The following is a 26,556-nucleotide window of genomic DNA, read 5'->3' as shown; positions in this document are numbered from 1 at the left end:
CGGGAGGACTGGACATGAGACTGTGGTTGAAGATCCTGATGGTGGCGGCGATGACGCTCGCGATCCTGGTGCCGCTGGCGATGATTGGCGGCGTGGTCGAGGAGCGCCAGTCGCGGCGCGCCGAAGCGGTGGCGAGCATCGCGGCCAGTTTCGGCGGCCGCCAGGTGGTGTCGGGCCCGGTGCTGGTGGTGCCCTATACCGAGAACGTGCGCGAGCAGGTGGCGGACGCCGCCGGCGTCATGCGCACCACGCTGCGGCGGCGCACGCGGCACTGGACCTTTTTCCCCGAGACCCTGGTGGTGGACGGCGAGCTGGTGCCCGAGACCCGCAGGCGCGGGCTGCACGAGGTCCGCGTGTACCAGTGGCAGGGCGCGGTGGAGGCGCGCTTCGACGCGCGCATTCCCGGTGACGGCCCCGAAGGCGCGGACCGGCGCATCGGCGAACCCTGGCTCGCCTTCGGCATCGCGGACGTGCGCGGCCTGCGCGAACTGCCGCGGATGCAGGTCGGTGGTCGTGCGCTGCCGCTGGCGCAGGGCATCGGCCACAAGGACGGCCCCGGCGTGCATGCGCTCCTGCCGGCGCCGGCGGCCGGCGCACGACTCGCCTTCGACACCCGGCTTGACATCGAGCTGCGTGGCACCGAGTCGTTCGCGATGATGCCGTTGGCGCGGGACAACGACCTGCGCCTGCGTTCGAGCTGGCCGCATCCGCGCTTCGAAGGCCTGTCGCCGGTGCACGACCGCGACGGCGCCGGCTTCAGCGCGCAGTGGAAGGTCGCATCGCTCGCCACCGACGCCCAGCGCCGCTACCGCCGGCACGCGTCCTTGGGCGACCCCGGTCCGTCGCTGCACTGGAGCCCGGATCCCGACGCCGCCGGCATCACCCTGGTCGACCCGGTGAACGCTTACCTGCAGGCCGAGCGGGCGACCAAGTACGGCGTACTGTTCGTGTTGCTGACCTTCGTTGCCTTCTTCATGTTCGAGCTGATCCGCCAGCAGCCGATTCACCCGATCCAGTACGGACTGGTGGGCCTGGCGATCGCGATCTTCTTCCTGCTCCTGGTCAGCCTGGGTGAACACATCCCGTTCGGGCTCGCCTACCTCTCTGCGGCAACGGCGTGCATCGGATTGATCGGCTTCTACCTCGCGGCGGTGCTTGGTGGTGCGCTGCGCGGCGCGGGCTTCGCGGCGATGCTGGCAACGCTCTACGCGGCCCTCTACGGTCTGCTGGTCTCCGAGGACAACGCGCTGGTGCTGGGTGCCGGCCTGCTGTTCGTGGTGTTGGCGGCGATCATGGTCCTGACCCGACGGATCGACTGGTACCGCGTGGGCGCGGCGCTGCCCCCGGCGGGTCGCTGAGCGACTGGACCCTCAGGACAGGCCCGGCACGTACGAGCCCAGCCACAGCGCGCCGCCGCCGAGCAGCGAGCCGATTACCGTGGCCGCGAGCACGTCGCTGGGCCAGTGCAGGCCCAGCACCACGCGCGACAGGGCGATCATCGCGGTGAAGGGCAGCAGCAGCCAGGCCAGCTGCGGGTAATAAGCCAGGGCGACGATGGTGAACGAGACCGCGTGCAGGGTGTGGCCGGACGGGAAGCTGAACTCGTCCAGCGGCGCGATCCAGGCACGGATGCGGACGTCTGCGGCATAGGGCCGCGGGCGCCGCGTCCAGCGCTTGAGCGCCTTGTACAGCAGCAGCGCGATGGCGCCGGTGGCGGCCATGTGCGCCGAGGCGCGCAGGCCGTCGAAGCCGTCCACCAGAACCATGGCCGCCATCAGCAGGTACCAGGCGACGCCATCGCCGGCGCGGCTGACCGCGGCGAAGGCGCGCAGCACTCCGCCGCGCGCGCACCAGCCGTTGGTGCGCAGACAGAGCAGGCTGTCGGGCGTAAGCCGGCGGTCAGGCGAGGGCAGCGTGGACATCGGCGTGGCTCCGGTGGCGGGCGATGCCCTGCAGGATGGCGTCGAAATCGGCGGCGACCTGCGCCGGCCGCAGCGGCTGCACCGCCAGGCGCGCGCCGTGGCCCATGTCGCGGCGCGAGCCGTCTTCCAGTGAGAGGCGGCAGGCGGCATCGATGAACGCGGCTTCGTCATGCGGCTCGATCGCTGCGCCGTGGAGGCCGTGGCGCAGGTGTTCGGCGGCGGCGCCGTAGCGGTAGGCGACGGTCGCCACGCCGCTGGCCATGGCCTCGATGGTGACGTTGCCGAAGGTCTCGGAGAGGCTCGGGAACAGGAACAGGTCGGCGCTGGCGAAGTGGCGGGCAAGCTCTTCGCCGCGCTGCAGGCCGCAGTAGATGAAGTCCGGATTGGCCTCGCGGATGCCGGCGAGCTCAGGGCCTTCGCCCACCCAGACGAAGCGCGCGTCGGGCCGCAGCTCCTGCAGCGCGCGGAAGGCACGGATCGCAAGATCGAGGTTTTTTTCCGCGGCCACGCGGCCGACGTAGGCCACGGCAAGGTCGCCGGGCCCCAGGCCCCAGCGGGCGCGCAGCGACTCATCGCGCCGCGTGGGGTCGAAGCGGCGGGTATCGACCGCGCGCGGCAGGTGCAGCACGTGCTCGAAGTCCAGGCGCGCGAGTTCGGCGCACAGTTCCCTGGTCGGCACCAGAGTGGCGGCGGAGCCGTTGTGGAAGCGACGCATCCACGCCAGTGCGACCGGCTGCATGAACGCCGCGCCGTAGTCGCGCATGTAGTGGTCGAAGCGGGTGTGGAAGCCCGTGGCCACCGGAATACCGAGCGCCTTGGCCGCGCGCATCGCCGACCAGCCCAGCGGGCCTTCGGTTGCGATGTACACCGCATCGGGCCGCTGCCGGCGCCAGCGGCGGCGGAGCTTCGCAACCGACGGCAAGCCGAGGCGCAGTCCGGCGTAGAACGGCACCTGGAGGCCGCGGGTCAGCACGTGGCCGCCCGGCCCGGTTTCAGCTCGATGTTGCCGCGGGCGCACCACCTCGACTTTGTGGCCCCGGGCGCGGAGTCCGCGCTCCAACTCCTGCACTGTGAGCGCTACGCCGTTGACTTCCAGCGGATATGTCTCGGTGACGATGGTGTAGTGCATGCGGGGCTCCGGTTTGACCGAAGCCTGGCGCCTGGCGGTGTCGCGCCTGTTGCAGGAATATGACCGCCGTGTGACCTGGCTCCAGGTCCTACCAGTGCAGCTGCACCCGCGCTTCGACAATCGACGGGTCGTCGCTGACCACGGCGCCGCTGGCGGCGTCGACGCGGCGGCTGGCGACGTCGACGTAGTTCAGCATCAGCTTGGCGTTGTTGCGCCAGTACCAGTTCACGCCCACGGTCCAGGCCTCCATGTGGCCGCCGCGTACGCTGCCGTCGTCGAGGTCCAGCTGGTCGTAGCGAAGTGCGAACTGCCAGAGCCCGCTGTCACCCAGTTGCGTGCGCGGCAGACCACCGCGGTAGCCCCATGTGGTGCCGCCCGGCGTCCAGACCGCGCTGGCGTAGCCGCCGGTGGTGTCGTAGCCGGAGGCATCGATGCGATCGCCGCGGGCGAGGAAGTACTCGCCCTGCAGCTTCAGCGGGCCGCGGATCCACAGCGCCTCGAGTCCGGTGGTGGCCAGACGGTCGACGTCGGCCATCGGGCCGCTGTCGATCAGGCGCTCGGCGAAGTCGGCGTTCGGGCGCGCGCGCAGGCGCAGCTGGTCACGGTCGGTATCGCGATCGACGTGGCTCAGGCCGAAATGCAGGATCTGGTCGTCGTCGCGCACGGGTGCCCACCAGGTGCGCAGGCCGTAGCCCGCGCCGTGGGTGTCGTGGTCGAGGTTGCGTCCGAACCAGCCGACCGTGGCGCCGTGGCCGCCCGCGTCGTAGTTCCAGGACGCACCCAGGCGGCGGCCGGTGGCGAACGCGCCTGTGGCGGTGGCCTTGGCGATGAAGTCGTTGTTCCTGGACGACGACAGCTCTTCCAGGCCGTTGGGCTGTTTCGACTGGCCAAGCAGCAGGGTGTGGCTCGGGCCGTCGTCGCCGCCGAAGCGCCAGGACAGGTTGTTGTCGAGGTAGTTCTCGCCTTCGACGTCGTAGCCCAGCGCCCACGACAGGTTGCCGGGACCGCTGCCCTTGAGCGCCAGCTCGAAGCGGCGAACGCCGGTGGCGCGGTCGCGGCCGTCGGCGCGGCCGTCGAGGTCCATCAGGTCGTTGTCGAACCAGTAGCCGTCGACCTGGAACATGCCCTCGAAGGCGATGTCGGAGCCTGCGACCGTGCCCAGCGGGATCTCGGCGTGGGCGGGGAGGCAGACGGCGGCGGTCAACGCGATCGGCAGCAACAGGAGTTTCATCGGAATGTCACGATCCGGTCATCAAGGGGGCGCCGGAGTGTAACGCGCGCGTCGTGAGCGGCCTTGGAACGCACTGTGGCGCCTGCGCGGCGTGCGCGGCCTGGTCGGCCATCCGCCCACCGCCACCGCCCACGGCCGTCGGCTCAGCCGTCCAGTCGGCCACTGTCCACGCGACTGAGCCCGCCCGGAGCCTCTTGGAAGCCAGCGGCGAGCAGCGCCATGCGAACCGCGGGGTCGTCGCTCCGGGCCAGGGTTTGCAGGGCGTAGCGGCCGTCGGCCTCGATGGTGAGGCTTGCTTCCAGATGCAGGGGGCCGTCGGCGTTCTCGGGCACCAGGGAGAGGATTCCCGTGCGTCCCGCACAGGCGGGGCTGCCGGTGAGCAGCAGTGGAGGCAGCGCGCCCTGGGGCAGCGCGGCTTCGATCCGCACGCGACCCCCGGCCTGGCGGCAAGTCGTATCGTCGAACAGCAGCCGCACGTCCTCGAGCGATGCGCGCAGGTCCAGGCCCGACAGCGACGGCAGCGGCAAAACGCCGTTGCCGCCGTCGATGCCGTGCAGGCGCCCGCCGGCGATTGCCAGTTGCGCCTGCGGGGTGCGCAGCCACAGCCGCTGGTGGCCGGTCAGCAGCGGCAGCGGCGAGAGTCCCGTGCGGACGTCGCCGAAGGCCGCGCCGCGCCAGTGCAGCTGGCGCAGTTCGCCGCGCCAGAGGCTGCCGCTGGCGTCCAACGCCGACAGGCCCGGAGGCAACGCCAGCCGCGGAAGCACCACCTGCAGCGGCACGGACAGCAGCAGGGCGAGCGCGAAGCTGCCAGCGAACCACCAGGCCAGGCCACGGCCGCTCATGGTGCTGCTCCACCAAAGCCGACTTCAGCGCGCAGCTGCCCGTCGGCGCGCTCGACGCGCAGCGAGGCCGGCGCGAGGCTGTCGCGTCCGGCCAGTTGGCCCAGCCATCCAAACAGCGCCGGCGAGGCCACGCGCTCGAACTCGATCACGAAGGCGCCGTCGGCCGCGCTGCGCTGGCGGCTCGGGGCGAGGCCGGCCTCGCGCACGCTGTCGAGGATCAGCCGCTGCAGGGCTTCGCCGCCGGTCGGGGGCGTCGATGCCGCGCCGGAGCGGGTCAGCGCCGCAACCTCGGCTTGAACCTGCTGCAATCCTGCGGCAGCGCGATCGTGGCGGGCCTCGGCGCCGTCGCGCAGCGCCTGCAGTGGCCACAGCAGGCCGTACCACCAGGCGAAGGCCGCAAGCAGGGCCGCCATTATCGCCAGCATCACGCGTTCGCGTTGCTCGCGGCCGCGCCACCAGGCCTGGAATCGTGGGATCGGGCTCATGCTTCGGGCTCCAGGACCAGTCCGGTGCGCAGGCCGCCGGGGGTTTCGCTGCTGGTGCCCTCCACCATCCGCCAGCCGTCGGCGGCGAGCGTGCTACGGAGGGCTTCGATGTCTTTGGCGCTGACGTGGAAGACGAGCGCGCGCAGGCGATCGCCGCGCTGGTATTCGAGTTCAAGCAGGTGCGTGCCGGGGCGCGCGGAGACGGCGGCGAACAGGGCGCCGCTGGCGGCGGCGAAGGCGCGCGGTTCCCTTGCGGCCTGCAGCCGCGGGGCGAGGGAGTCGGCACCGGCGTCGGCTCCGGCGGCTGCGGGCAGTGCCTCCCGGGCGGTGGCCGTGGCGCGGGATTCCAGCGCGCGCGCGGCCAGTTCCATGCGCAGCGCCTGCGCCGCGACCAGCAGCAGCGGCGACGCCAGCAGCGCCGCCGCGAGCCAGGCCAGGCGGCGGCGGTTGGCTGGTCGGGCGCGCGTGGAGGCCGGGGCGAAGTCGCCCTGGAGCAGGTCGACCTCGGGCTGCAGTGCGCGCGCGGCGAGGCCTTCCAGGCCGCCTTCGACAGGGATCCGCGGGCGCTCGCCCAGCACCTGCGCCGCCAGCGACGGCGCGGCGACGTAGGCGAGGCCGTGGCCGCGCACCAGCCATCGGTCGCCGGCATCAAGCACGCGCACCGTGGCGTCGTCATCCGGCACCGGCACCGGCAGCAGCAGTTGCTCGGGCACCGCGGCGTCGGCCACCAGCCCAAAGGCCGCGGCGCGGGCGAGCCAGTCGCGCAGCAGCCCGGGTTCCACCGCGGCTACCGTGCGCTGCGTTGTGGACGCGCCGCCGTCGAGCGCCACGTGCAGCGCGTCGGGGCGGGCCAGACGAGTGGACAGCAGGGCCCGTGCCGCGGCCTGCGCCTGGGCCGCGCTGTGCGCCACCAGGTCCAAGCGGTCGATGCGTACGGCCTGGCCCGGTACCACCAGCACGGTGTGCGTCATGCCCGGCGCCTGGGCCGCGGTCGCTCCGGGCCGCAGCGTGGTGCGTGCCAGCACGCGGCCGTCGCCGTCCATGTCCAGCAGCGTGGCGGCGCCCGCGGGATCGGCGGGCAGGAAAAGGATGCGCTTGCTCATTCGTCGTGTGTCCATCGCCGTGCCACCAGGTGCACCGGGCCGTGGGAGTCGCTGTCCAGCAGCGCGCTCAGCACGACTTCGGCGCCGTCGTACTCCACTTCCGTGCGCAGGGCGAAGTAGCGGGTGTGCACGCGCAGCTGCTGCAGCACGTGGTCGGGCAGGAAGGCCGCGGCGATCGCGTCCTGCCTGGAGAATTCGGGCACGTCGCGCCAGCCACCCGCGGGTCGCGAGGCGATCACGCGGCGCGCGGCGGCGATGTCCAGGGTGTTGTCGCTGAGCACGGAGAGCAGCAGCGCGTCGCCCTCCTCCAGCGTGTTGACGTTGACCGGTGACAGCGCGCTGTCCGGCTGGGCGCAGACCCAGGGGCGCAGGCGCGCGTAGGCGGTTGCGTCATGCCCGGCGATGGCGCGCAGCTCGCTCGCCTCCGCCAGCAGCGCGCCGGAGGTGCGGTAACCGGGGCCGCGCGCGGCATAGGCCGCGTCCTCGGCGCCGGCGGCGCCCGGCAGCTGGTCGCGGTCGATCCAGTCGACCAGCGCGTCGGCCATCGCGTTCGCCTGCGCCGGCGTGAACTCGAGCGCCTGCAGCAGGGCCAGGTACTGGCGTACGCCGGCCTCGCGCCGCGACCACTGGCGCACGGCGCCTTCGACCACGCTGTTGAGGTTGAAGCACGCGGTGGCGTCGTCCACGCGCACACGCATGGTGCCGCCGTCGATGGGGAACACGAAGGGCCGGCCGTTCCAGCCGCCCTCGAGCGTGGTGCGACCGTCGCCGCGGTCGAGCTGGTGGATGCGCGCGCGCGCCAGCTCCTCGCTGCCCAGCGCGTACCACTGCGCCTGCGCCAGCGCCTGGGCATTGCCGGTGCGGCGCAGTCCGAAGCGGATGTCGTCCATCACCGCGACCAGCAGCACTGTCATCACCGCGACCAGCAGGAGGACTGTGAGCAGGGCGGCGCCGGCCTGCTTCGAAGACGCCGGCCCGGCGCCGGCGCCGGGCGACGCGCCTGCATGCGCATACCCGGGCCGTGCGCTGATCACGGCGCGATGCCCGGCAGCAGGAAGCGCTGGCGCACGTGGCCGATGGCATCGAGCTCCAGCTCCAGTTCGATCGCGCCCGGCAGCGATGTCGCGCCGCCGTGCCAGCCGTCGTTCCAGACGTCACCGGTGAGGTAGGCCACGCGCGCGCCGGTGATGCCCTCGAGCAGCACCCGCGCCGGTGGCGGCGTCGCGCCGTCCACGGCCGTGCGCGCACTGCGTTCCAGGCGGCCGTCGACGATCCGGTATTCGACGTACTCCAGCGAGGCGCGCGCTGCGGCTTCGTGGTTTTCGTGGCCACGACGGACGAAGGCGAACAGCGGCCCGCCCTCGCCGGGACGGCCACCGACGAAGGCATCGCGGGCGCTGCTGCCGTCGGCGCGCCGCACCAGGCGCACCGCGGCCTGCGACAGGTCGGCGCGCAGCAGGGCGCGGGCGCGCTGGAACTCGCCCAGGCGGTCCATGCGCGCGCGCAGGATGCCCTGGCTGTCGGCGGTGTAGGCCATCACGGCGACGCCCGCCGCGGCGATGAGGCCGAACAGCGCCAGCGAAACCATGACCTCCAGCAGCGTGAAGCCGCGGGCCGCATCGCGGGGCCGCATCGGGGTCATCGCGGCAGGCTCCGGAACAGCGAAATTTCCGCCGCCACGCGGGACTCGCCCGGTGGCGACACGCGGATGTCCACGCGCAGCAGCGAGGGATCTGCGGTCGGCCCGGTGCTGCGCGTCCAGCGCCAGTCGCGGCCGCCGGCCTCTTCGCTGCCCCTGGCTTCGTCTGCCAGGGCGCGCACGTCCAGCGCGGCGGCCTCGACCGCGACGTTGTCGGCGACCACGGCGGCCAGCACGCGCTCCTCGATCGCCACCGCGGTGCGGGTACTTTCGCCGGCAAGGTTGAGCAGGCCAAGCACGGCGAGCGCGAACACCGCCAGCGCCACCAGCATCTCGATCAGCGAGAAGCCGGAGACGGCGCGGCCCGCGGCGACGCCCTCAGCGCGCCGTGCCATCGATCGTCACCGCGCCGCCGCCGTCGACCGACACGCGCGCGCGGCGCCCTTCGCGCAGCAGCACCAGGTCGCCAGGCTCGGACGCGCCCGTGGGGTCGAAGCGGAACGCCAGCCGGGCCTCGCGCCGCGGCAGCTGCGGCCGGGTGCCCGGCTCCCAGTCGACGTCGGCGAAGGCGCGGCCTTCCAGCGGCTGCCAGCCGTCAAAGCGGCGGCGCGAGAAGCCGTAGCCGCGCGCGGTCACCCCGACCTCCACCGTGCGCATGCCGAGGATGGCCTCGTCGCGCGCGTGCGCCAGGCGCGCGGCAAAGGTGTCCGCCTCCTTCGCCAGCGCGTCGTCCGTGGACGGCAGGGTCAGCGCCACGGCGGCACCCGCCAGGGCGATGACGAGCAGCGCCATCATCAGCTCGACCAGGGTGAATCCGCGCGCGCGCCGCATCGCCGGGGCTCAGCGCCAGTTGCCGATATCGGCGTTGTCGCCTTCGCCGCCCTCGGCACCGTCGGCGCCGAAGGAGAACACGTCGAAGCCGCCGCTGCGGCCCGGCTGGCGGTACTGGTAGGCCTGGCCCCAGGGATCCTCGGGCAGGCGGCGGATATAGCCGCCCTTGCGGTAGCGCTCGGGGCGCGCCAGGCCCGACGGCGGATCGAGCAGCGCGTCCAGGCCCTGTGCCGTGGTCGGGTAGGTCATGTTGTCCAGGCGATAGGTCTCCAGCGCCTGCTCCAGCACCGAAACGTCGGCGCGCGCCTTCTCCTCCATGGCGCGATCCTGGCTGGGCATGACGTTGATCATCACCACCGTCGACAGCAGGCCGATGATGACGATCGCGACCATCAGTTCGACCAGGGTGAAGCCGGCGCTGCGGCGGAAAGAACGGGTGGGGATGTTGCGGCTGTGCATGGGGCCTCCGGTCAGCCCGCCACGAGGGCGTTGAATTGCAGGATGGGCAGCAGGATGGCGAGCACGATCACTGCCACCGCCGCGCCGAGCACGATGATGATCAGGGGTTCGAGCAGGCTCATCGCCGCCGTGGTGAAGGTGTTGAACTCGCGTTCCAGGTAGTCGGCGGCGCGGTCGAGCATCGGTGCGAGCCGCCCGCTGTCCTCGCCGCTGGTGGCCATGTACAGCAGGGTCGGCGGAAACACCGCGGCGCGCTTCATCGCGTGCGACAGGCTGCCGCCTTCGCGGATGACTTCGACCATCGACTCCGTGGCTTCGCGCAGCACGGTGTTGCCGACGGTGCGCGCGGTGATCGCCAGGCCTTCGATCAGCGGCAGGCCGCTTTCGGACATGGTGGCCAGCGTCCGCGCCATGCGCGCGGCGTGGACGTCGCGCAGGATGCCGCCGAGCAGGGGCAGGCGCAGCAGGGCGGCGTCGAAGCGGCGGCGGACAACGGGCCCGCGCAGCAGCCGTACCGCGGCGAACCCTGTGGCCGCCAGCAGCACCAGCATCGGCAGCCACCACGTCGAAAGCAGGTCGGAGATGCCGATCACGATGCGCGTGAGCAGAGGCAGCTCGCGGCCCATCGACTCGAACTGCTCGACCACCTTTGGCACCACGAACACCATCAAGGCGATCACCACCAGCACCGCGGTCACCGCCAGCGCCGCCGGATAGACCAGCGCCGAGACCAGCTTGCTGCGCACCTGCTGGTCGCGTTCGTGCAGGTCGGCGAGGCGTTCGAGGATGGCGGGCAGGGCGCCGGTGCCTTCGCCGGCGGCGACCATGGCGCGATACAGCGGCGGGAAGGCGCGGCCTTCGCGCGCCATCGCATCGGACAGGCGGAAGCCTTCGACCACGCGCGCGTGGGTGGCCATGACCACGCGCCGCACCGGCGCGCGTTCGGACTGGCTGCCGATGGTGCGCAGGGCTTCTTCCAGCGGCGCCACCGCCACCAGGGTGGCGAGCTGGCGGGTGAGGAGGGTCAGGTCCTTGGCGCTGAAGCGGCCACGGGCGCGCGATGGTTGTTCGGCGCGGACCGTGGCCGGCTCAACGCGCACCGGCAGCAGCTTCCGGCCCTCGAGCAGGCGTCGTGCCTCGGCCGCGTTGCCGGCATCCAGCACGCCCTCGCGGCTGCGGCCCTGGACGTCGAGCGCGGAGTACTCAAACGCCGCCATGGTCGTGCAGCTCCTGGCGGGTGACGCGCATGGCTTCCTCGAGCGTGGTGTCGCCGCGCAGCACCGCGCTGCGCGCGGCGTCGCCAAGGCGGCCGGCGGTGGCGAAGGCATGTGCCGCCAGCGCGTCCTCGTCGGCGCCGGCACCGATCAGCTGGCGCATGGGTTCATCGATCTCGAGCGCTTCGTGGATGCCCAGGCGCCCGGCGTAGCCGGTGTGACTGCACTGCGCGCAGCCGGCGGCGCGGTATAGGGTGGCGCCGGCCGCCGCCGGGCCAAGCAGGCGGATCGCGGCCGGGTCATCGACCATCGGCTGACGGCACGCTGTGCACAGCCGCCGCAGCAGGCGCTGCGCCAGCACCAGGCGCAGGCTCGATGCCAGCAGGAAGGACTCGATGCCCATGTCGCGCAGGCGCGTGACCGCGCCGGGCGCGTCGTTGGTGTGCACCGTCGACAGCACCAGGTGCCCGGTCAGGCTGGCCTGCACCGCGATCTGTGCGGTCTCCGGGTCGCGCACTTCGCCGACCATCACCACGTCCGGATCCTGGCGCAGGATCGCGCGCAGGCCGGCGGCAAACGTCATGCCCACGCGCGCGTTGACCTGGGTCTGGCCGACGCCGTCGATGGCGTATTCCACCGGGTCCTCTACGGTAAGGATGTTGCGACGGCCGTCGTTGAGCGCGGCCAGCGCCGCGTACAGGGTGGTGGTCTTGCCGGCGCCGGTGGGGCCGGTGACCAGGATGATGCCGTTGGGCACGCGCAGCGCGCGCTCCAGCGCCGCGCGCACCGGCGGCTCCAGGCCCAGGCTGTCGAGCGTGAGGGTGCCCTGGTCCTTGTCGAGGATGCGCATCACCACGCGCTCGCCGCCGCGCGCGGGAAGCGTCGACACGCGCACGTCCAGCGCCTTGCTGCCCATGGTCAGGCCGATGCGGCCGTCCTGCGGCATGCGCTTTTCGGCGATGTCCAGGCGCGCCATGACCTTGACGCGTGACACCAGCAGCGGCGCGATGCGCCCGGGCAGGCGCAGCGCCTCACGCATCACGCCGTCCACGCGCATGCGCACCACCAGTGCGGATTCGAAGGATTCGATGTGGACGTCGGAGGCGCCGATGCGCGCGGCCTCGGCGATCAGGCCGTTGATCAGGCGGATCACCGGCGCGTCGTCCTGCGCGTCGAGCAGGTCGGCGGTGGCGGGGATGTCGCCGGCCAGGGCGTCGAGGTCGCCGGGAAGCTCGAACTCGCCGCCGCCGGCCAGCGCGGCGTCGGCGTACAGCTCCGACAGCCGGCGGTCGAAGGTGCTGCGCGGCAGGACTTCGACCTCAAGCTCGACGCCCAGGCTCCGCCGCGCTTCCAGCAGCGCTGCGGGGTCGGCATCCTCGCGCAGGCCGACGCGCGCGCGCTCGCCCATTGCCAGCAGCACCACGCCCTGGTGTTTGGCGAATGTGTAAGCGAGGGCGGGCAGGGCTTCGCTCATCGCGCGTGGTCGCCGGTGGCGTGGTCTTCATCGGATGTCGTCCGGGAGGCCGCGGGTCCCGGCGAGGGCGCCAGGGCCTGCGCTTCGGCAGGCGCCGGTGCCGGCAGGGGCGTCGCTGTCGCGCCGGACGTCGCGCCGGGCGCTGGCATCGCCGGCGGCGCAGCGCGCAGGTACTCCCGCACCAGCTCGTCCAGCGCGTTCTCCCGCTCGCCCTTCACCGGCAGCTGGCTGCGCATGTAGTCCCAGCGTCCGGCGCTCATCGCCTGCGCGTCCGCGGTGCTGCGCACGATGGTGGGGCGGATGAACACCATCAGGTTGGTCTTGTCGTGCGAGCGCGACCGGTGCCGGAACAGATGGCCGACGATCGGGATGTCGCCCAGCAGCGGCACCTTGGACACGGTGTTGCGGTCGCTCTGGTCGAGCAGGCCGCCAAGCGCGACGATCTCGCCGTCGTCCACCAGCACCCGAGTCTCGACCTCGCGCTTGTTGAGCACCAGCTCGGCGAAGTCGTCGCTCACCGGCCCGGCGATCGAGGACACCTCCTGGCGCAGGGTGAGCGTGATGCCGCCGCCGGCGTTGATCTGCGGCGTGACCTCGAGCTGGATGCCCACGTCCTGGCGCTCGATGGTGCGGAAGGGATTGCTGTTGTTGTCGCCCAGCACCTCGCCGCTGGTGGTCGGCACTTCCTGGCCGACCAGGATCCGCGCCTCCTCGTTGTCGAGCGTCAGGATCGACGGCGTCGACAGCAGGTTCGACGCGGTGTCGCTGTTCACCGCGTCGATGATCAGGCCGAAGGTGGCGTTGTCGTTGCTGCCGGCGATGCCGCCGAGCGCGCCGTTGATGCCCAGCAGCGACTGCACCGCGGCCTGGCGGGCGAGGTCGAGCACGCCGTTGTCGTCGTCATCGTGGTCGCCGCGTGCGCGTTCGGCGGCGTAGCCCGCGGCCAGCGGCATGATCCCGGGATTGGCGCCGGGGTGCTGGGTGGCGAGGAAGGGGATGTTGCTGCCTTCCTTGCCGGCGATCAGCAGCTGCGCGCCGAGGCGCTTTGCGGCGTTGTTGGAGATCTCGACCACGATCGCCTCCACCAGCACCTGCTCCCGGCGGGTGTCGAGCTGGGTGATCACGTCGACCAGCAGGCGCTGGGTCTCCGGATCGGCGTTGATGATCAGCGAGTTGGAGCCGGGGTAGCGGACGATGGTCGGGCGTTTGCCGGGCACGGCGGTGATCAACTGTGCGGCATTGGCATCGGTGGCGGCGCCCGCGGCGCCGGCCGCGCTGCCGGTGGTGGACGCCTCGCCGTCGGGCGACTGCCCGACCAGCTGCTGCAGCACCGGCAGCAGCTGCTCGGCGCTGGCGTGCTGCAGGCGCACCACGCGCACGCCGCCGGTGCGCTCGGCGCGGCGGTCGAGTTCGAGGATGGTCTGCACCACGCGCTGCACTGCGGTCGGCGCGCCGCGGACCACGATCGAGTTGCTGCCTTCCACCGGCTGGATCGAGAGCTGGCCGCCGCGGCCTTCGCCGCCGCCGAACAGCTGGTTGACCGTGGCCGCCACTTCGCGCGCCGAGCTGTTGCGCAGGGTGACCGTGTCGATGCCTGCGGTGTCGCTGTCGATCTGCGCCACCAGGCCGCGGATGCGGCGGATGTTGTCGGCGTAGTCGGCGATCAGCAGCGCATTGCCCTGCGGCGTCGGCACCACCACGCCGCCGCGGCCGACCAGCGGCTTCAGCGTTTCCGCGGCGATGCGCGCGTCCACGGTTGAAAGCGGCAGCACCTGGGTGGTGAACGCCGAGCCGCCGCTGCCGCCACCGGGCAGCTGCGCCGCGGCGGCGTCGGGCACCACGCGGTAGGCGCCCGGCCCCGCGCTCACCGCCACCAGGCCGTTGGCGCGCAGCACCGCCAGCAGCACGCCCAGCAGCTCGGCCTCGTCCATGGCCACGTGACGGGTGATGCTGACGCTGCCCTGCACCGCGGGATCGATGATGAAGGTGGTGCCGGTGGCGCGCGCGACGTCCTGGATGAAGGCGCGGATGTCGGCGTCCTGCGCGCTCACGCCGGCGGTGGCCTGGGCGAAGGCGAAGGGAGCCGGGTGCGCGAGCAGCGCAACGGCAAGTGCGGCGGCGAGGAGTCGCTGTTTCACGGTGTCTTGGCCTGCAGGGTCGCGCTGCGGATCTGGCCGTCGCGCCGGTAGGTGAGGGAGATCGAGGACGCGCCGGAGAGGCTGTTGGCGAGCTCGGCGTAGCGTTCGGCGTCCAGTGCCTCGTTGTTCACCGACAGCAGCACGTCGCCTGCCTGCAGTCCCGCCTGGCGCAGCACGGCGCCATCGCCGCGCGGGATCACGGTGTAGCCGCTGATCCGGCCATCGGTTTCGTCGGGGCGAAGGCCCATCTGGGCGAGCAGCTGCGCCGGGTCGATCGCTTCGTCGGGCGCGTCCGCGGCTGGCGCGGATGTGGGCGCTGTACGCGCGGGTGCCGGGGGTGCCTGCGCCGCTGTCGGGCGGGTTGGCGCGGGGCGTGCGTCGGGCCGGGTGAAGCGGAGTTCGCTGCGGCGCCCGCCGCTGTCGAGGACCACGTGGTCGGCTTGCACCTCGGCCAAGGTCACGCCAGGTGCCACGGCTTCACCGGTGGCGTAGGAGCGCTGCGGGCCTTCGCGCATGGCGATGATGGCGCTGCCACCCGCCGGAGCGGGGCGGACCGCGAACAGGCGCAGGCCGGAGGCGTCGGCGCTGGCGGCGATGGCCGCGCCGTGGCCGGGGTAGAAGGCGTCGATGGCCAAGCGCCCGGGCTGTTCCCGGATGACCGTCGCAGCGTCAATCACGGGCGCGCCCAGCGGGGCGGGCGGCAGCAGCAGCCAGGCCAGGCGCGCTGCCTGGAGGGCGAGCAGCACGACGATGGCGACTTCGACGGCCCGCCGCAGGCCATCGGGCCTGCGGAAGCGGTCAAGGGCGGTGCGAAAATCGGGAAGGGAATGGAATGCGGGCACGGGCAAGGGCGTCGTGGCGCAGGATGCTGCGCCCTCGCGACAGCATGCGAAGCTTTCGTGACAGGCTTGTTGCAGCTGACATATTGGTGTCGTTTTGCGGGGCGCGCTTTGACGGGATACCCGCCCGTTGCCCCCATCTGCCCCTCGGGCCTCTTCCCCCGTCAGAACCCGGTCGAGACGCTGAACGACCAGGACACGCCCGGGTCGTAGCGCAGGACGTGGATTTTCTGGCCGCCGCCGCCCTCGATGTACTCGTCGTACTCGGTGTCGAGGATGTTGCGCGCCGCGAAGCCCAGGGTCACCGGCGTTTCGCCGAAGCGCATGGTCTTGCGCAGGACGAGGTCCAGCGTCAGGCCCGGATCTTCCATGACGTCCTGGCGCAGGTTGTTGCCGCGCGCCGAGATGCGCTCGCTGACGTAGTTGGCGATCAGCGTTGCCTGCAGGTCCTTCGCGGTGTTCTCGATACCGAACTGCAGGTTGGCGATGTGCTCCGACTGGCCCTGCATCCGGCTGCCGTCAAGGATCAGGCTGCGTGCGGGCTGCGTGGTTCCGCTGCCGCCGTCCAGGGCGACCGTGTCGTTCGCGCCTGCGGTCACCTCGGAGTCCGTCCAGGTGTAGTTGGTGGCCAGGTACAGGCGATTGCCATCCCACCAGTCCGCGGCGATGCCGGGGTCGAAGTACTTCTTGAGCTCCAGCTCTGCGCCGTACACGGTGGCCTCGGGCGCGTTGACGAAGGTCTGCCAGAGCTCGTCGCCACCGCCGGTGAACATGATCGATTCGATCGGCTTGTCGATCTGCTTGTGGAACAGGCCGGCCGTGAAGTATTCGCCCGAGCCGAAGAACCACTCGTAGCGGGCGTCGAAGTTGGTCAGTTCGCTGTCGACCAGCCAGGGGTTGCCGTAGAGCTGGCGATCCTTCTCTGGCTCGGTGTACAGCTGCGGCGACAGCTCGCGGAACTGCGGCCTGGCGATGGTCTGCGAGGCACCGAAGCGGACCTGCCGGTTCTCAGCGACGTTCCAGGTCAGGGTGAGCGCGGGCAGGAAATAGTCGTTCTCCAGCGGCGCGACGGCACCGGAGCGGGCACCGGTATAGATGTCGTACGGGTGCACCGCCTGTGTCGCGTTCTCGTAGCGGACGCCGAGGGTGCCGCGCAGCCTGGAGGTGATTTCGCCGTCGACCTGCAGGTAGGTGCCGAGCACCTTGAGCGTGGCGTCGTAGGCGGCCTGGCCGGCGAGGCCGGTGGTCTCCTCCAGCCGCAGCCAGCCCTGGCTCAGGTTGTAGTCGGAGAACAGGTAGTCGGGGCGCTGGTACGGGAAGTAGTGGGGCAGGGTGGCGCCGTTGCCGGGGCCGTCACCGGCGAAGTACCTGAACTCCCGCGACCAGGCGTTGCGGTCGTTGTCCATGTACGAAGCACCGCCGCTCAGCGTCACGTCGCGCTCGATCGGCAGGCGCCAGGTGACGTCGACGCCGCCGCTGGCGACCTCGTCCTCGACCTGGCTGAAGCGGGTGTAGTTCTCCTGGTTGCCAACCGAGTAGGCCCAGTAGCCGTCGCCTTCGTCGCGGAAGCCGATCATCTTCTCGTAGGGGACGTCACGGGTCGCCTGGGCCCAGGCGGCCCGCCATTCGACCTTGAGGTCGCCGTACTCGCCGAATTCGTGCGAGCCGCTGAGCTGGTTGTTGATCATCTCGCGCTCGAACCAGCGGGTGTCGTCCCTGCGGTAGCCGTAGTTGCTGATGTAGTCCATGCCGGCGCGGCTGCGGGCTTCCTTGAGCGTGTCGTGCACGTACAGGGTGGTGAGGTTGATCCTGTTGTTCCCCCACTCGTAGCCGGCGCCGAGCAGCGCGTTGACGCGGGCGTTGTTGCGGGTGGAAAGGAACTCGTAGTCGTTGCCGTAGGCGAGCGTTTCCAGGTCAGGGCCGAGGAATACGCCCTGCTCCTGGTCGCCGAAGATGGTGCGCCACTCGTTCTCGAACCCGGCCACGGCGACGAAGCCGATACGGGCGTCGTCGCCCATGTCGGCCGAATAGCCGGCGCTGAAGCCGAAGTCGACGTCCGGGTCGATGCTGTCGTTTTCCTGCAGCACGTTGACGCTGGCGTTCTCGAGGCTGCGGCCGATCGTCGCCAGTTCCTCGTTGCTGAAGTTGTTGCGGTCGACCCGCTTGCCGGTTCCGATGGCGTCCTGGAGCGCGCGCGGGATCTTGCGGGTGCCGTCGTCGTAGCCCCAGAAGTCGTCGTCGCCACCGCCGTAATAGGTCAGGCCCTTCTCCATGGTGGTGTTGTCGTTGAAGCCGCCGCCCACGCTGAGCTTGAAGAAGGGTTCGTCGGGTATGTTGAGCGACTGCAGGTCGATCACGCCGCCGCCGAACTCGCCGGGATAGCGGACCGAATAGGTCTTCTGCACGGTCATGCCCTGCAGCACTTCGGCCGGGAACAGGTCCAGGGGCACCACGCGCTGCATGGGTTCGGGGCTGGGCAGCGGGGAACCGTTGAACAGCGCCGAGGAGTAGCGCTCGCCAAGGCCGCGGACGTAGACGAACTTGTCGCCGACGATGCTCACGCCGGACACGCGCTGCAGGGCGGCGGCCGCGTCGGCGTCGCCGGTGCGTTCGAAGTCCTCGCGCTGGATGAACGATGCGACCTCGGCGGTCTGCAGCATCGGCTCGGGAATGTATTCGCCACGCACTTCGACAGCGTCGAGCTGGACCGGCTGTTCCGGCGTCGGCTGGGCGGCCGTGGCAGCCGACTGGGCGATCGTGGCCTGCACGATCGTGGCCTGGGACGGCACCACGGCCTGGCCGCCGGGCGCTTCAGGCTGCTGGGCCCACGCGCCCTGGCATGCGATGAGAGTGGTGATCGCGACGAAGAGGCCGCTGCGTGACGGAATGCGCTTCATAAAGGGACCTTGGGCTGTGCGGTTTACGGGGCCGGGCATGGGGAGGGGCGGCCCGTGCAGGCCGCCCCTTGTTGCAGCGACGGGCCCGATCAGCAGGACGCGTCGGCCGTCAGGCCGCAGGTCCAGCCCTGCCACCAGGTGTCGCTCGAGTCCTTGACGCCGCCGATGTAGTCGACCTGCTCGAAGAAGCTGTGCTTGCCCGCCAGGTTCGCGACCGCCGGGACGGCGCTTTCGTTGGCGCCGTTGACGAACACGCCGGTCAGGGTCGAATTGCCCGCCACGGTATTGGTGCCGGCAGTGAAGGCGGCTTCCGCGTCTGCGTTGTTGAAGTTGTTCGGGCAGGCGAAGAAGACCGACTCGAGGACGGCGGTGCTGCCGCGCTCCGGCACGTGCTCGATGCTCAGGCAGGTCAGGCCCTTGCCCGTGCCGCCAGCCTTGCGGGTGACCACGGTGTTGTAGATCTCCGCGCGGCTGCCGAGGTTGACCGTGAAGCCGGAGCCGTTGCCGCTGCTGCCGCCGGCACGGCCGACGTAGGTGAAGTTCGCGACCTGCGGGTTCGAGTACTGCCCGGGCGTGAGCGGGATGGGGTTGCTGCTGTTGGTGCCGGACCACTCGTTCATGTTGTCGCCGGTGCTGTCGCGCTGGACCACGACACCGAACTGCACGCCGCCGTTCCAGCCGGAGTCGATATCGAGGCTGTCATCGCTGGCGCCGGTGATCACGATGCGCCGGGCGTTGACCGAGCCGCCGAAGATCTCGATGCCGTCGTCGGAGCTGTTGTGGACCTGGACGTACTCGATGGTGGTGCCGCTGCCGACGCCGCCCATGGTCAGGCCCTGGAGTTCGTTGCCGCCGGAGAAGGCGAAGCCGGAGTACTTGATCTGCATGTACTGCACGGTGCCGGAGTTGTCGGTGGTCGAATTGCCGCCGTACATGCCGAGGTCACCGCCCTCGATCCTGGTCTCGCAGGCTGCGCTGCCCGGTTCGAAGTCGCCGATGCAGGTGTTGACCGGCGAACGGCCGGCGAGCACCAGGCCGCCCCAGCGACCGTCGGTTTCGGCGTCGGCATTGCCTTCGACGTCGATCTTCGCGGTCAGGATGATCGGCTCCTCGGCGGTGCCGAGCGCATAGATCTTCGAGCCGCGGTTGACGACCAGGGCGTCGGGGCCGGCGGAGGCGTACACGGTCACGCCCGGCTCGATGTTGAGGATGCCTTCGCGCGCACCCGCCCTGGGAGCGGCCGGGTCGCCACCCATGTCTTCGCCGACGTGGACTGCGCCATTGATGGCGTAGACGGTGCCGTCGCGTTTCGGCAGGGTGAGCTCGCCGATGATGCGCTCCGGCAGCTCGCAGGCGCGGAAGTCGGCGATGGTGCCGATGTTCCTGAAGCCTTCCGGGCAGTTCTCGGCCGGGCCACTGGTCGGCGGCGGCGGCGGAGGCGGCGGCGGGGTGGTCGGCGGGGGCGGCGGGGTGGTCGGCGGCGGCGGGAATGCGCCTTCGCCGGGCGAAGCGACGCGGTCGGCTCCACCACCGCAGGCACTGAGCGCGAGCACCGCGCCAAAGGTCATGAGGAGGGCCTTGGAACTGTGGCGCATGGACATCGGTTGGTCTCCGGGAGGAATGGACTGCGAACGCAGCGATGGAACCGCGGCCGTTGCCCGCCCTCGCTGGGCGGCGTCCGCTGCGTTCCGGATGAATCGGGAATGAAGGCTAGGGGCGTCCCGTTACAGCTTTCTTTCAGGGACAAGTCGCGTGGCGGCGAGTTGTCATGCATGGCAATCGCATGACATCCGGAAGACGGCTGTCATCGCGCGGTCATGTGTCCGGTGTCTGCTTCATCCGGGCGATTCCTCACGGGCATGACCATGGAAACACCGGTGATCGATCACGCGCTGCTGCAGTGGCTGCTGGGGCAGGTGCACTCGGGCGCGTCGCCGGAGGACGTGGTGGCCTCGATGGTCGCGCGTGGCTGGGCGGAGGACGATGCGGTCGCCGCGCTCGAGGATGCGATGCGCGGGCACCTCGACGCCCATGCGCGCGCGAACGACCTGCCGCCGCCGGAACGGGTGCCCGCGCCGATCGTGATGAACGGTCCGTCGGTGATCGATGCCGGGGACCGGCGCGTGCCGGTGCTGGCGAACATGCTGCATCCGCGCGTGGTGGTGTTCGGCAGCGTGCTGTCGGATGCGGAGTGCGACGCCCTGGTGGAGATGGGGCGGCAGCGCCTGCGGCCCTCGGCGGTGTTCAACCCGGACACGGGTGCCGACGAGTCGCACGAGGCGCGGAGCAGCGAAGGCACGTTCTTCAGCCGTGGAGAGAATGCGCTCTGTGCGCGCATCGAACGCCGCCTGGCGGCCCTGGTCGACTGGCCGCTCGAGAACGGCGAAGGCCTGCAGCTGCTGCGCTACGGCCCGGGCGCGCAGTACCGGCCGCACTACGACTACTTCGATCCCGACCGCCCCGGCGCGCACGTGGCGCTGTCGCGCGGCGGCCAGCGCGTGGCGTCGATCGTCATGTACCTCAACACGCCCGACTGCGGCGGTGCGACCACCTTTCCCGACGCCCGCTTTGAAGTCGCGGCGGTCAAGGGCAACGCGGTGTTCTTCGCCTACGATCGACCGCATCCGATGACCGGCAGCCTGCATGGCGGCGCGCCGGTGATCGAGGGCGAAAAGTGGGTGGCGACCAAGTGGCTGCGGGTCGGGCCGCACATGTGACCGACCGCCTGTCGGAGTATGTGCACCGCTCGTCAATCGAAAGATGCTTTGTCATCGAGGTGTAACCCACCGCAGCGCCACGCGTAGTGTGATCACTGCATCACCTACAGGCGCTTCGTGCGCAGGAGCACCGACATGCAGCGGATCGCGATTCCCCTCCTCGTCTCCGTGGCCCTTCCGTTCGCCGCCACCGCGGCCGACACCGCGCCAAAGTCGACCCAGCAGGTCTACACCTACGCGGTCGAGCTCGACGCCGACGGCCGCATCGCAAGCCTCGAGCCCCACGGCAGCGCGCCCGGTCCCACCACGTCCGCACTGGCCGCGGAGATCCGCGACTGGGTGTTCAACTCCGGCGCCGCCGACGGCGCTTCGCGCACCTTCCTCCGTGTCGTGGTCGACCAAACGGCGGGGGGCGGCCACGAGGTGGTGTCCGCAACCACCGGGCCGGCGCTGGCGGCGATGACACCGCCCGAATACCCGATGCGCGACCAGCTGGCCGGCAACGAGGGCATGGTGGTGCTGAGGCTGGAGGTCGCCGCCGACGGCTCGGTGAAGGATGCCGACGTGCACGCCGCCACCGGCACCGTTTCGCGCGCGATGGCCGATGCCGCGGCGGATGCTTCGCGCCAGTGGCGGTTCTCGAGCGAGCAGGTCGGCGGCGAGCCGGTGGCCTCCACGCTGTTGTGGCCCGTGTGCTACCTCGGCCCCTGGTCGTCGTCTTCGGCCTGCAGCTGGACCGGTCCCGATGCGCAGCGCTTCTCCAGCAAGACCGTGCTGCCGCTGCGGCCGAACGTCACCGTGTCCTGGACGGCCGCGCGCTGAGGCGGACGCGGCGGCCGGCGCTCAGGCGCCGGTCGCCCTGCCAGCAGGCGTCGCGTCGGCTGTCGTCTTGTCCGGATACGTGCACAGGTCGCGGATGACGCAGGGCCCGCACTCCGGGCGCCGCGCCTTGCATACGTAGCGCCCGTGCAGGATCAGCCAGTGGTGGGCATCCAGCAGGTAGTCCGCCGGCACCCGCTTCATCAGCCGGTCCTCCACTGCGCGGACGTTGCCGCCGTGGGCCAGGCCGGTGCGGTTGGAGACGCGGAAGATATGCGTGTCGACCGCCATCACCGGTTCGCCGAAGGCGGTGTTGAGCACCACGTTGGCGGTCTTGCGGCCCACGCCCGGCAGCGCTTCCAGCTCCGCGCGCGTGCGCGGCACGTCGCCGCCGTGGCGTTCGATCAGGAGCTTGGCCATCGCGACCACGTTGGCGGCCTTCGCGTTGTACAGGCCGATGGTGCTGATGTAGCGCTTCAGCCCGTCCTCGCCCAGCGCGGCGATGGCGGCAGGCGTGTTGGCGACCGGGAACAGGCGTCGCGTGGCCTTGTTGACGCCGACGTCGGTGGACTGGGCTGACAGTGTCACCGCCACCAGCAGTTCGTAGGGCGAGGCGTACTCGAGTTCGGTGGCCGGCTTCGGATTCAGCGCGGACAGGCGCGCGAACATCTCGCGCACGTCGGCGTTGGGCATGATCCGGCCGCGCCGCTCGGGAAAGGCGCTCAAGACTGCGTGCCCGATGCGCGCGCCCTGGCGCGTGCCAGGGCCGCGGCGGCGGCCGCGGGCAGCGTGGAGCGGGAAGGCGCCGGGAGTGTGCCGGTGTCGCTGCCGGCGCCGGTGCCCCCGATGCCGGCGCTGATGCCGCTGACGATGGCGCCGGCCTGCGCTGGACCCTCGACTGCCGCGTCCCCAGAGGGGGGCTGGTTCAAAGGGCTGTCTGCCGACAGCCCGCCGCGGGCGCGCAGCCGCCCATTGGCGATGCGCTCCAGCCGGGCGTCGCGGGCGCGATGCCGATCGCGAGCCGCCCAGGCCACCAACAGCCGGTCGCGGGCGGCCGACAGCATGGCGTTGCAGCCAGCATCAAGCCCGGGCAGCGGCTGGAAGCGCGCCAGTCCGCCATCGATCGCGGCGTCCAGATCGTCTTCGCGCAACAGGTCGCAGAGGCGGCCGGCCTGCGCGGCATCCGGCGCATCCGCGTCGGCGCCGCTTTCCATCAGGACGGCGTGGCCGCCTGGACCGGGGCAGTCGCCATCGTGATCGCGATCGCGGGTGGCGTCACGCTCTGGCATGCGTCGGCTCAGCGACCCGTGAACGCCGGCTTGCGGCGTTCGAGGAAGGCGCCCATTCCCTCGCGTGCGTCTTTGGTGGAGAACGCAAGGCCGAACTGCGCGCTCTCGTACTCCAGCCCGTCGTCGATCGCGCACTCGCCGCCGACGTGGATCGCGTCCAGGATGCCGCGCATCGCCAGCGGCGCGTTGCCGGCCAGTTTCGCGGCCAGCGTCATGGTCTCGGCTTCCAGCTCCGCCGCCGGCGCGACGCGGTTGACGATGCCCAGCTGCAACGCGCGCGCCGCATCCACCGGTGCACCGAGCAGGGTGAGCTCGAGCGCCGCCGCGCGCCCGGACAGGCGCAGAAGGCGCTGGCTGCCGCCGAAGCCGGGCAGCAGGCCCAGGGTGACCTCGGGCAGTCCGAGCTTCGCGGTGTCGGCGGCAATGCGCAGGTGGCAGCACATCGCCAGCTCCAGGCCGCCGCCAAGCGCGAAGCCGTTGACCATCGCCACCACCGGCTTGGGCATGCGCTCCATCCGCCGCATCAGGCGCTGGCCGACCAGCGAGAAATCGCGCGCCTGCACCGCGCTCAGCGCCGACATCTCGGCGATGTCCGCGCCGGCAACGAAGGCCTTGCCGCCGCTGCCGGTGAGCACCACGACGCGGACCCCGTCGTCGACAGCCGCCGCGTCGAACGCGACCTGCAGGGCCTCGAGGGTGGCCCGGTTGAGCGCATTCAGCTTGTCGGGACGATTGACGGAGAGGACGCGGACGGCGCCGTGGTCGGCGGCCAGGATCAGTTCGGACATGGAAGCCTCGGGGTCGGGGCGCGCGCGGAACTTACGCCGCACGGCGGTGTCGGAGTGGGCGGTGTCAGTGGCGGTTAAGCACTGGGGCCAGTATCCTAACGTGTCCAGACGGGGCGGCCAGGCCGCCCCGCCGCATCTTGGACCCAACCAATCGGCAATTCCGGAGAGTCCCACGAATGAAGTTGCGCCTGCTCGCTGCCGCCCTTGCGGCCACCACCCTGGTCGCCGGCACCGCCGCCGCCCAGGACACCACCTCTGAGAAGGGAAAGCTCAGCTACGCGATCGGCTACAACACGGGCGCCGAGCTCGCGGAGCTGACCGAGCGTGGCGAAGCCATCGACGTCAACACCGTCGTCAAGGCCCTTCAGGACGCCTACGGCAAGAAGGAGCCGGCGGTCGCCGTCGACCAGCTGCGCACTGCGGTCGAGAACATGCAGAAGCGCCAGCAGGCGAAGATGGAAGCCGAGTTCAAGAAGCTGTCCGACGCCAACAAGGCGGCCAGCGACAGCTTCCTCGCCCAGAACAAGTCCAAGCCGGGCGTGAAGACCCTGGCCAGTGGCGTCCAGTACCGCGTGATCGAAACCGGCAACGGCGCCAAGCCGACGCAGGCCAGTGATGTCGCGCTGACGTACAAGGGCACGCTGCCCGACGGCACCGTGCTGATCGACACCAACCAGGTGCCGCAGGGCCAGACCCCGGGTCCGGTCGAGCTCAAGGTCAGCCAGGTGCCGCTCGACGGCCTGCGCGAGGCGCTGCTGCAGATGCCGGCCGGTTCGCGCTGGGAAGTGGTGCTGCCGGGCGACAAGGCCTATGGCAATGACATCCGCGCCGGCCGCATGGCCAACCAGGCGGTGGTGTTCGACGTCAAGCTGGTCAGCGTCAAGTGACCGCGGGGCGCCGACGGCGCCCCCTCTCCAGCTGCGCGGCCGCCGCTGCGCACGCTGCTGCTCCAAGGACGCGCCGGCCCCGTGCCGGCGCGTTCGTGTCCGGGGCCCGCCCAGCCATCGGGAGTCCGTGATGAACACCGCGTTCCGCGCCGTCCAGAGTCCCTGCACCGGCGTGTGCACCCTTGATCCGGAAGGCTTCTGCGACGGCTGCCTGCGGACCGGCGACGAGATCGCGGGCTGGCTGGCGATGGATGACGCACAGCGTGCGCACCTCATGGACTCGGTGCTGCCGGAACGCGAGGCGCGCCGCGGCTGATGGCCGGCATGCACGCCGACGCCGCGCTCCAGGCTGCGCTGGGTCCGCTGAGCGCGGTGCCTGTCGGTGCGGCCTGGAACCTCGACGAACTGAGCGATCTGCTGCCGGCGCACGCCGCGCTGGCGGATGCGGCGGTGCTGGTGCCACTGGTTGGCGAAGGCGAGACCAGCGTCATCCTGACCCGGCGCCACGATGGCCTGCGCCAGCACGGCGGACAGGTGAGCTTTCCCGGAGGGCGGGTGGATCCGGGCGATGCCGGTCCGCTCGCCGCCGCACTGCGCGAAGCGGACGAGGAGATCGGCCTGCGGCCCGCGGATGCGCGCGTGCTCGGCTATCTGGATCCGCTGGCGACCGTCTCCGGCTTCCGGGTGCTGCCGGTGGTGGCACGGGTGCCTGCCGGCTTCGAGCCGCGACCGCGGCCAGGCGAGGTGGCCGAGGTTTTCACCCTGCCGCTGGCGTGGCTGATGGCCCCCGAGAACCTCGACCGCATCGTGATCAACTACCTCGGGCGCGAACGCCACGTGCTTGAATACCATCGCCACGATGCCGCACCGGGCCAGCGCGTCTGGGGTGCGACGGCGTCGATCCTCTACAACCTGCGCCAGCGCCTGCTGGCCGCCGGAGGCCTGCCATGAATGCAATGCCCGACTGGGGCACGCTGGTATCGCCCCCGGACCTTGCCGCAGGCCTTGGCGACCCGATGCTGGTGCTGCTGGACGCCCGCTTCTCGCTCGCCGACCCCGCGGCCGGCGAGGCGGCCTGGCGCGAAGGGCACCTGCCGGGTGCGCGCTACGTACGCGTCGACCGGGACCTGTCGGGGCCACACGTGCCCGGTGCAGGTCGCCACCCCTGGCCTGGCGCTGCGGCGTTCGGCCGCCTGCTTGCCGCGCTCGGGATCACGCCGGCGCACCAGGTCGTGGTCTATGACGCAGCCGACGGCGCGTTTGCCGCGCGCGCCTGGTGCCTGCTGCGCCTTGCGGGGCATGCACGCGTGGCGGTGCTCGACGGCGGATTCGCCGCCTGGCACGCCCAAGGCCTGCCGCTGGACGCCGCCACTCCCGACGTGCCGCCGACCGCGCCATATCCGGTGGCTTTCGACCACGCACGGCTGTTCGATGGCCAGCGCGTCGAAGCCCACCTCGCCGCCGGTGGTCTGCTTCTTGATGCCCGTGCAGGCGAGCGCTTCCGCGGCGAGGCCGAGCCCATCGACGCCCGCGCCGGGCACGTACCGGGCGCGACATCCCGGCCCTACGCGCTCAACCTGGTCGACGGGCGCTTCAAGGCGCGCGAGGTGCTGGCTGAAGAGTTCGGGGCACTGTTGGGCGACGATGCGCCGACGCAGGTGGTGGCGATGTGCGGCTCGGGCGTGACTGCCTGCCATCACCTGCTGGCGATGGCGCATGCGGGGCTGCACGGTGCCGGGCTGTACACGGGCTCGTGGAGCGGCTGGATCGAAGACCCGGCGCGTCCGGTCGCCGCCGGCGGCGGCTGAGCCGCGCCGCTTGCCAGACGCTCGGCGTCCGCGGTGTCCGCGGTG

General features: G+C 71.3%; 25 protein-coding genes and 1 pseudogene. 6 read left to right on the top strand and 20 right to left on the bottom strand.

Annotated elements, in window-relative coordinates:
- Window positions 1–14: 14 nt before the first annotated feature.
- Window positions 15–1,358, top strand: coding sequence for a cell envelope integrity protein CreD (gene creD, locus WCE39_RS00985; RefSeq protein ID WP_343274835.1), 1,344 nt, complete (start codon window positions 15–17; stop codon window positions 1,356–1,358).
- 12 nt (window positions 1,359–1,370) lie between these two features.
- Here the strand turns inward: creD and WCE39_RS00980 are convergent, their stop codons facing one another.
- The 17 genes from WCE39_RS00980 to WCE39_RS00900 all read right to left on the bottom strand — a co-directional run bounded on the left by WCE39_RS00980 (window position 1,371) and on the right by WCE39_RS00900 (window position 19,804).
- Entirely contained in the window at window positions 1,371–1,922 is a 552-nt protein-coding gene (locus WCE39_RS00980) for a phosphatase PAP2 family protein (protein ID WP_343274834.1), read from the bottom strand.
- Complete coding sequence (locus WCE39_RS00975) at window positions 1,900–3,051, bottom strand: glycosyltransferase family 4 protein (protein ID WP_343274833.1); 1,152 nt, start codon at window positions 3,049–3,051, stop codon at window positions 1,900–1,902. The genes WCE39_RS00980 and WCE39_RS00975 overlap by 23 nt, the downstream gene beginning before the upstream one ends.
- An 88-nt stretch (window positions 3,052–3,139) precedes the next feature.
- The gene (locus WCE39_RS00970; protein ID WP_343274832.1) at window positions 3,140–4,282 is read right to left on the bottom strand and encodes an OprO/OprP family phosphate-selective porin; all 1,143 of its coding nucleotides are present in this window, start codon (window positions 4,280–4,282) and stop codon (window positions 3,140–3,142) included.
- A gap of 143 nt (window positions 4,283–4,425) precedes the next feature.
- Window positions 4,426–5,124 (bottom strand): type II secretion system protein N, encoded by a 699-nt coding sequence (gene gspN, locus WCE39_RS00965; protein WP_343274831.1) that lies wholly within the window; start codon window positions 5,122–5,124, stop codon window positions 4,426–4,428.
- On the bottom strand, window positions 5,121–5,609 hold the full coding sequence (gene gspM / locus WCE39_RS00960; protein ID WP_343274830.1) for a type II secretion system protein GspM: 489 nt from the start codon (window positions 5,607–5,609) through the stop codon (window positions 5,121–5,123). The genes gspN and gspM overlap by 4 nt, the downstream gene beginning before the upstream one ends.
- Window positions 5,606–6,712, bottom strand: a complete 1,107-nt coding sequence (gspL, locus tag WCE39_RS00955; protein WP_343274829.1) for a type II secretion system protein GspL — start codon at window positions 6,710–6,712, stop codon at window positions 5,606–5,608. The genes gspM and gspL overlap by 4 nt, the downstream gene beginning before the upstream one ends.
- A complete protein-coding gene (gene gspK / locus WCE39_RS00950) occupies window positions 6,709–7,743 on the bottom strand; it encodes a type II secretion system minor pseudopilin GspK (protein WP_449283957.1) in 1,035 nt (344 codons plus the stop codon). Before gspK ends, gspL begins: the two co-directional genes overlap by 4 nt.
- Window positions 7,743–8,345 (bottom strand): type II secretion system minor pseudopilin GspJ, encoded by a 603-nt coding sequence (gene gspJ, locus WCE39_RS00945; RefSeq protein WP_343274867.1) that lies wholly within the window; start codon window positions 8,343–8,345, stop codon window positions 7,743–7,745. The genes gspK and gspJ overlap by 1 nt, the downstream gene beginning before the upstream one ends.
- A gap of 5 nt (window positions 8,346–8,350) precedes the next feature.
- Window positions 8,351–8,746 carry a type II secretion system minor pseudopilin GspI gene (gene gspI / locus WCE39_RS00940; RefSeq protein ID WP_343274827.1) on the bottom strand — a complete coding sequence of 132 codons (396 nt, stop codon included), beginning with the start codon at window positions 8,744–8,746 and terminating at the stop codon, window positions 8,351–8,353.
- Entirely contained in the window at window positions 8,730–9,182 is a 453-nt protein-coding gene (locus WCE39_RS00935; protein WP_343274826.1) for a GspH/FimT family pseudopilin, read from the bottom strand. The genes gspI and WCE39_RS00935 overlap by 17 nt, the downstream gene beginning before the upstream one ends.
- Before the next feature lie 9 nt (window positions 9,183–9,191).
- On the bottom strand, window positions 9,192–9,641 hold the full coding sequence (gene gspG, locus WCE39_RS00930; RefSeq protein ID WP_343274825.1) for a type II secretion system major pseudopilin GspG: 450 nt from the start codon (window positions 9,639–9,641) through the stop codon (window positions 9,192–9,194).
- An 11-nt stretch (window positions 9,642–9,652) separates the two neighbouring features.
- Complete coding sequence (gene gspF, locus WCE39_RS00925) at window positions 9,653–10,858, bottom strand: type II secretion system inner membrane protein GspF (RefSeq protein WP_343274824.1); 1,206 nt, start codon at window positions 10,856–10,858, stop codon at window positions 9,653–9,655.
- The gene (gene gspE, locus WCE39_RS00920) at window positions 10,845–12,329 is read right to left on the bottom strand and encodes a type II secretion system ATPase GspE (protein WP_343274823.1); all 1,485 of its coding nucleotides are present in this window, start codon (window positions 12,327–12,329) and stop codon (window positions 10,845–10,847) included. Before gspE ends, gspF begins: the two co-directional genes overlap by 14 nt.
- Entirely contained in the window at window positions 12,326–14,467 is a 2,142-nt protein-coding gene (gene gspD, locus WCE39_RS00915) for a type II secretion system secretin GspD (protein ID WP_343274822.1), read from the bottom strand. Before gspD ends, gspE begins: the two co-directional genes overlap by 4 nt.
- Complete coding sequence (locus WCE39_RS00910) at window positions 14,464–15,309, bottom strand: type II secretion system protein N (RefSeq protein WP_343274821.1); 846 nt, start codon at window positions 15,307–15,309, stop codon at window positions 14,464–14,466. Before WCE39_RS00910 ends, gspD begins: the two co-directional genes overlap by 4 nt.
- Window positions 15,310–15,470: 161 nt before the next feature.
- Complete coding sequence (locus WCE39_RS00905) at window positions 15,471–18,203, bottom strand: TonB-dependent receptor domain-containing protein (RefSeq protein ID WP_343274820.1); 2,733 nt, start codon at window positions 18,201–18,203, stop codon at window positions 15,471–15,473.
- A gap of 89 nt (window positions 18,204–18,292) precedes the next feature.
- The gene (locus WCE39_RS00900) at window positions 18,293–19,804 is read right to left on the bottom strand and encodes a hypothetical protein (RefSeq protein WP_343274819.1); all 1,512 of its coding nucleotides are present in this window, start codon (window positions 19,802–19,804) and stop codon (window positions 18,293–18,295) included.
- A gap of 264 nt (window positions 19,805–20,068) precedes the next feature.
- Here WCE39_RS00900 and WCE39_RS00895 point away from each other — a divergent pair, with 264 nt between their 5' ends.
- Complete coding sequence (locus tag WCE39_RS00895) at window positions 20,069–20,920, top strand: 2OG-Fe(II) oxygenase (RefSeq protein WP_343274866.1); 852 nt, start codon at window positions 20,069–20,071, stop codon at window positions 20,918–20,920.
- Window positions 20,921–21,055: 135 nt separating this feature from the next.
- Complete coding sequence (locus WCE39_RS00890; protein WP_343274818.1) at window positions 21,056–21,742, top strand: TonB family protein; 687 nt, start codon at window positions 21,056–21,058, stop codon at window positions 21,740–21,742.
- 21 nt (window positions 21,743–21,763) lie between these two features.
- Here WCE39_RS00890 and nth read toward each other — a convergent pair whose 3' ends face one another.
- From nth to WCE39_RS00875, 3 genes are read right to left on the bottom strand one after another with little or no spacing between them, the layout of a single operon-like run.
- The gene (gene nth / locus WCE39_RS00885) at window positions 21,764–22,432 is read right to left on the bottom strand and encodes an endonuclease III (protein WP_343274865.1); all 669 of its coding nucleotides are present in this window, start codon (window positions 22,430–22,432) and stop codon (window positions 21,764–21,766) included.
- 29 nt (window positions 22,433–22,461) lie between these two features.
- On the bottom strand, window positions 22,462–23,028 hold the full coding sequence (locus WCE39_RS00880; RefSeq protein WP_343274817.1) for a hypothetical protein: 567 nt from the start codon (window positions 23,026–23,028) through the stop codon (window positions 22,462–22,464).
- Between the two features lie 8 nt (window positions 23,029–23,036).
- Window positions 23,037–23,816, bottom strand: a complete 780-nt coding sequence (locus WCE39_RS00875) for an enoyl-CoA hydratase/isomerase family protein (protein ID WP_343274816.1) — start codon at window positions 23,814–23,816, stop codon at window positions 23,037–23,039.
- Between the two features lie 176 nt (window positions 23,817–23,992).
- On the opposite strand from WCE39_RS00875, the gene WCE39_RS00870 reads away from it, so the two are divergent.
- From WCE39_RS00870 to WCE39_RS00860, 3 genes and pseudogenes are all read left to right on the top strand, one after another.
- Entirely contained in the window at window positions 23,993–24,703 is a 711-nt protein-coding gene (locus WCE39_RS00870) for an FKBP-type peptidyl-prolyl cis-trans isomerase N-terminal domain-containing protein (protein WP_343274815.1), read from the top strand.
- 130 nt (window positions 24,704–24,833) lie between these two features.
- Window positions 24,834–25,654: pseudogene (locus WCE39_RS00865) on the top strand (NUDIX hydrolase).
- Window positions 25,651–26,511 carry a sulfurtransferase gene (locus tag WCE39_RS00860; RefSeq protein WP_343274814.1) on the top strand — a complete coding sequence of 287 codons (861 nt, stop codon included), beginning with the start codon at window positions 25,651–25,653 and terminating at the stop codon, window positions 26,509–26,511. Before WCE39_RS00865 ends, WCE39_RS00860 begins: the two are co-directional and overlap by 4 nt.
- The last annotated feature ends 45 nt before the right edge of the window (window positions 26,512–26,556 follow it).

The sequence above is a fragment of the Luteimonas yanweni genome (assembly GCF_039548475.1).
Taxonomy (GTDB): Bacteria; Pseudomonadota; Gammaproteobacteria; order Xanthomonadales; family Xanthomonadaceae; genus Luteimonas.
Note: the sequence above shows the minus strand (reverse complement) of the source record. Positions and strands in the feature narration are given on the sequence as shown.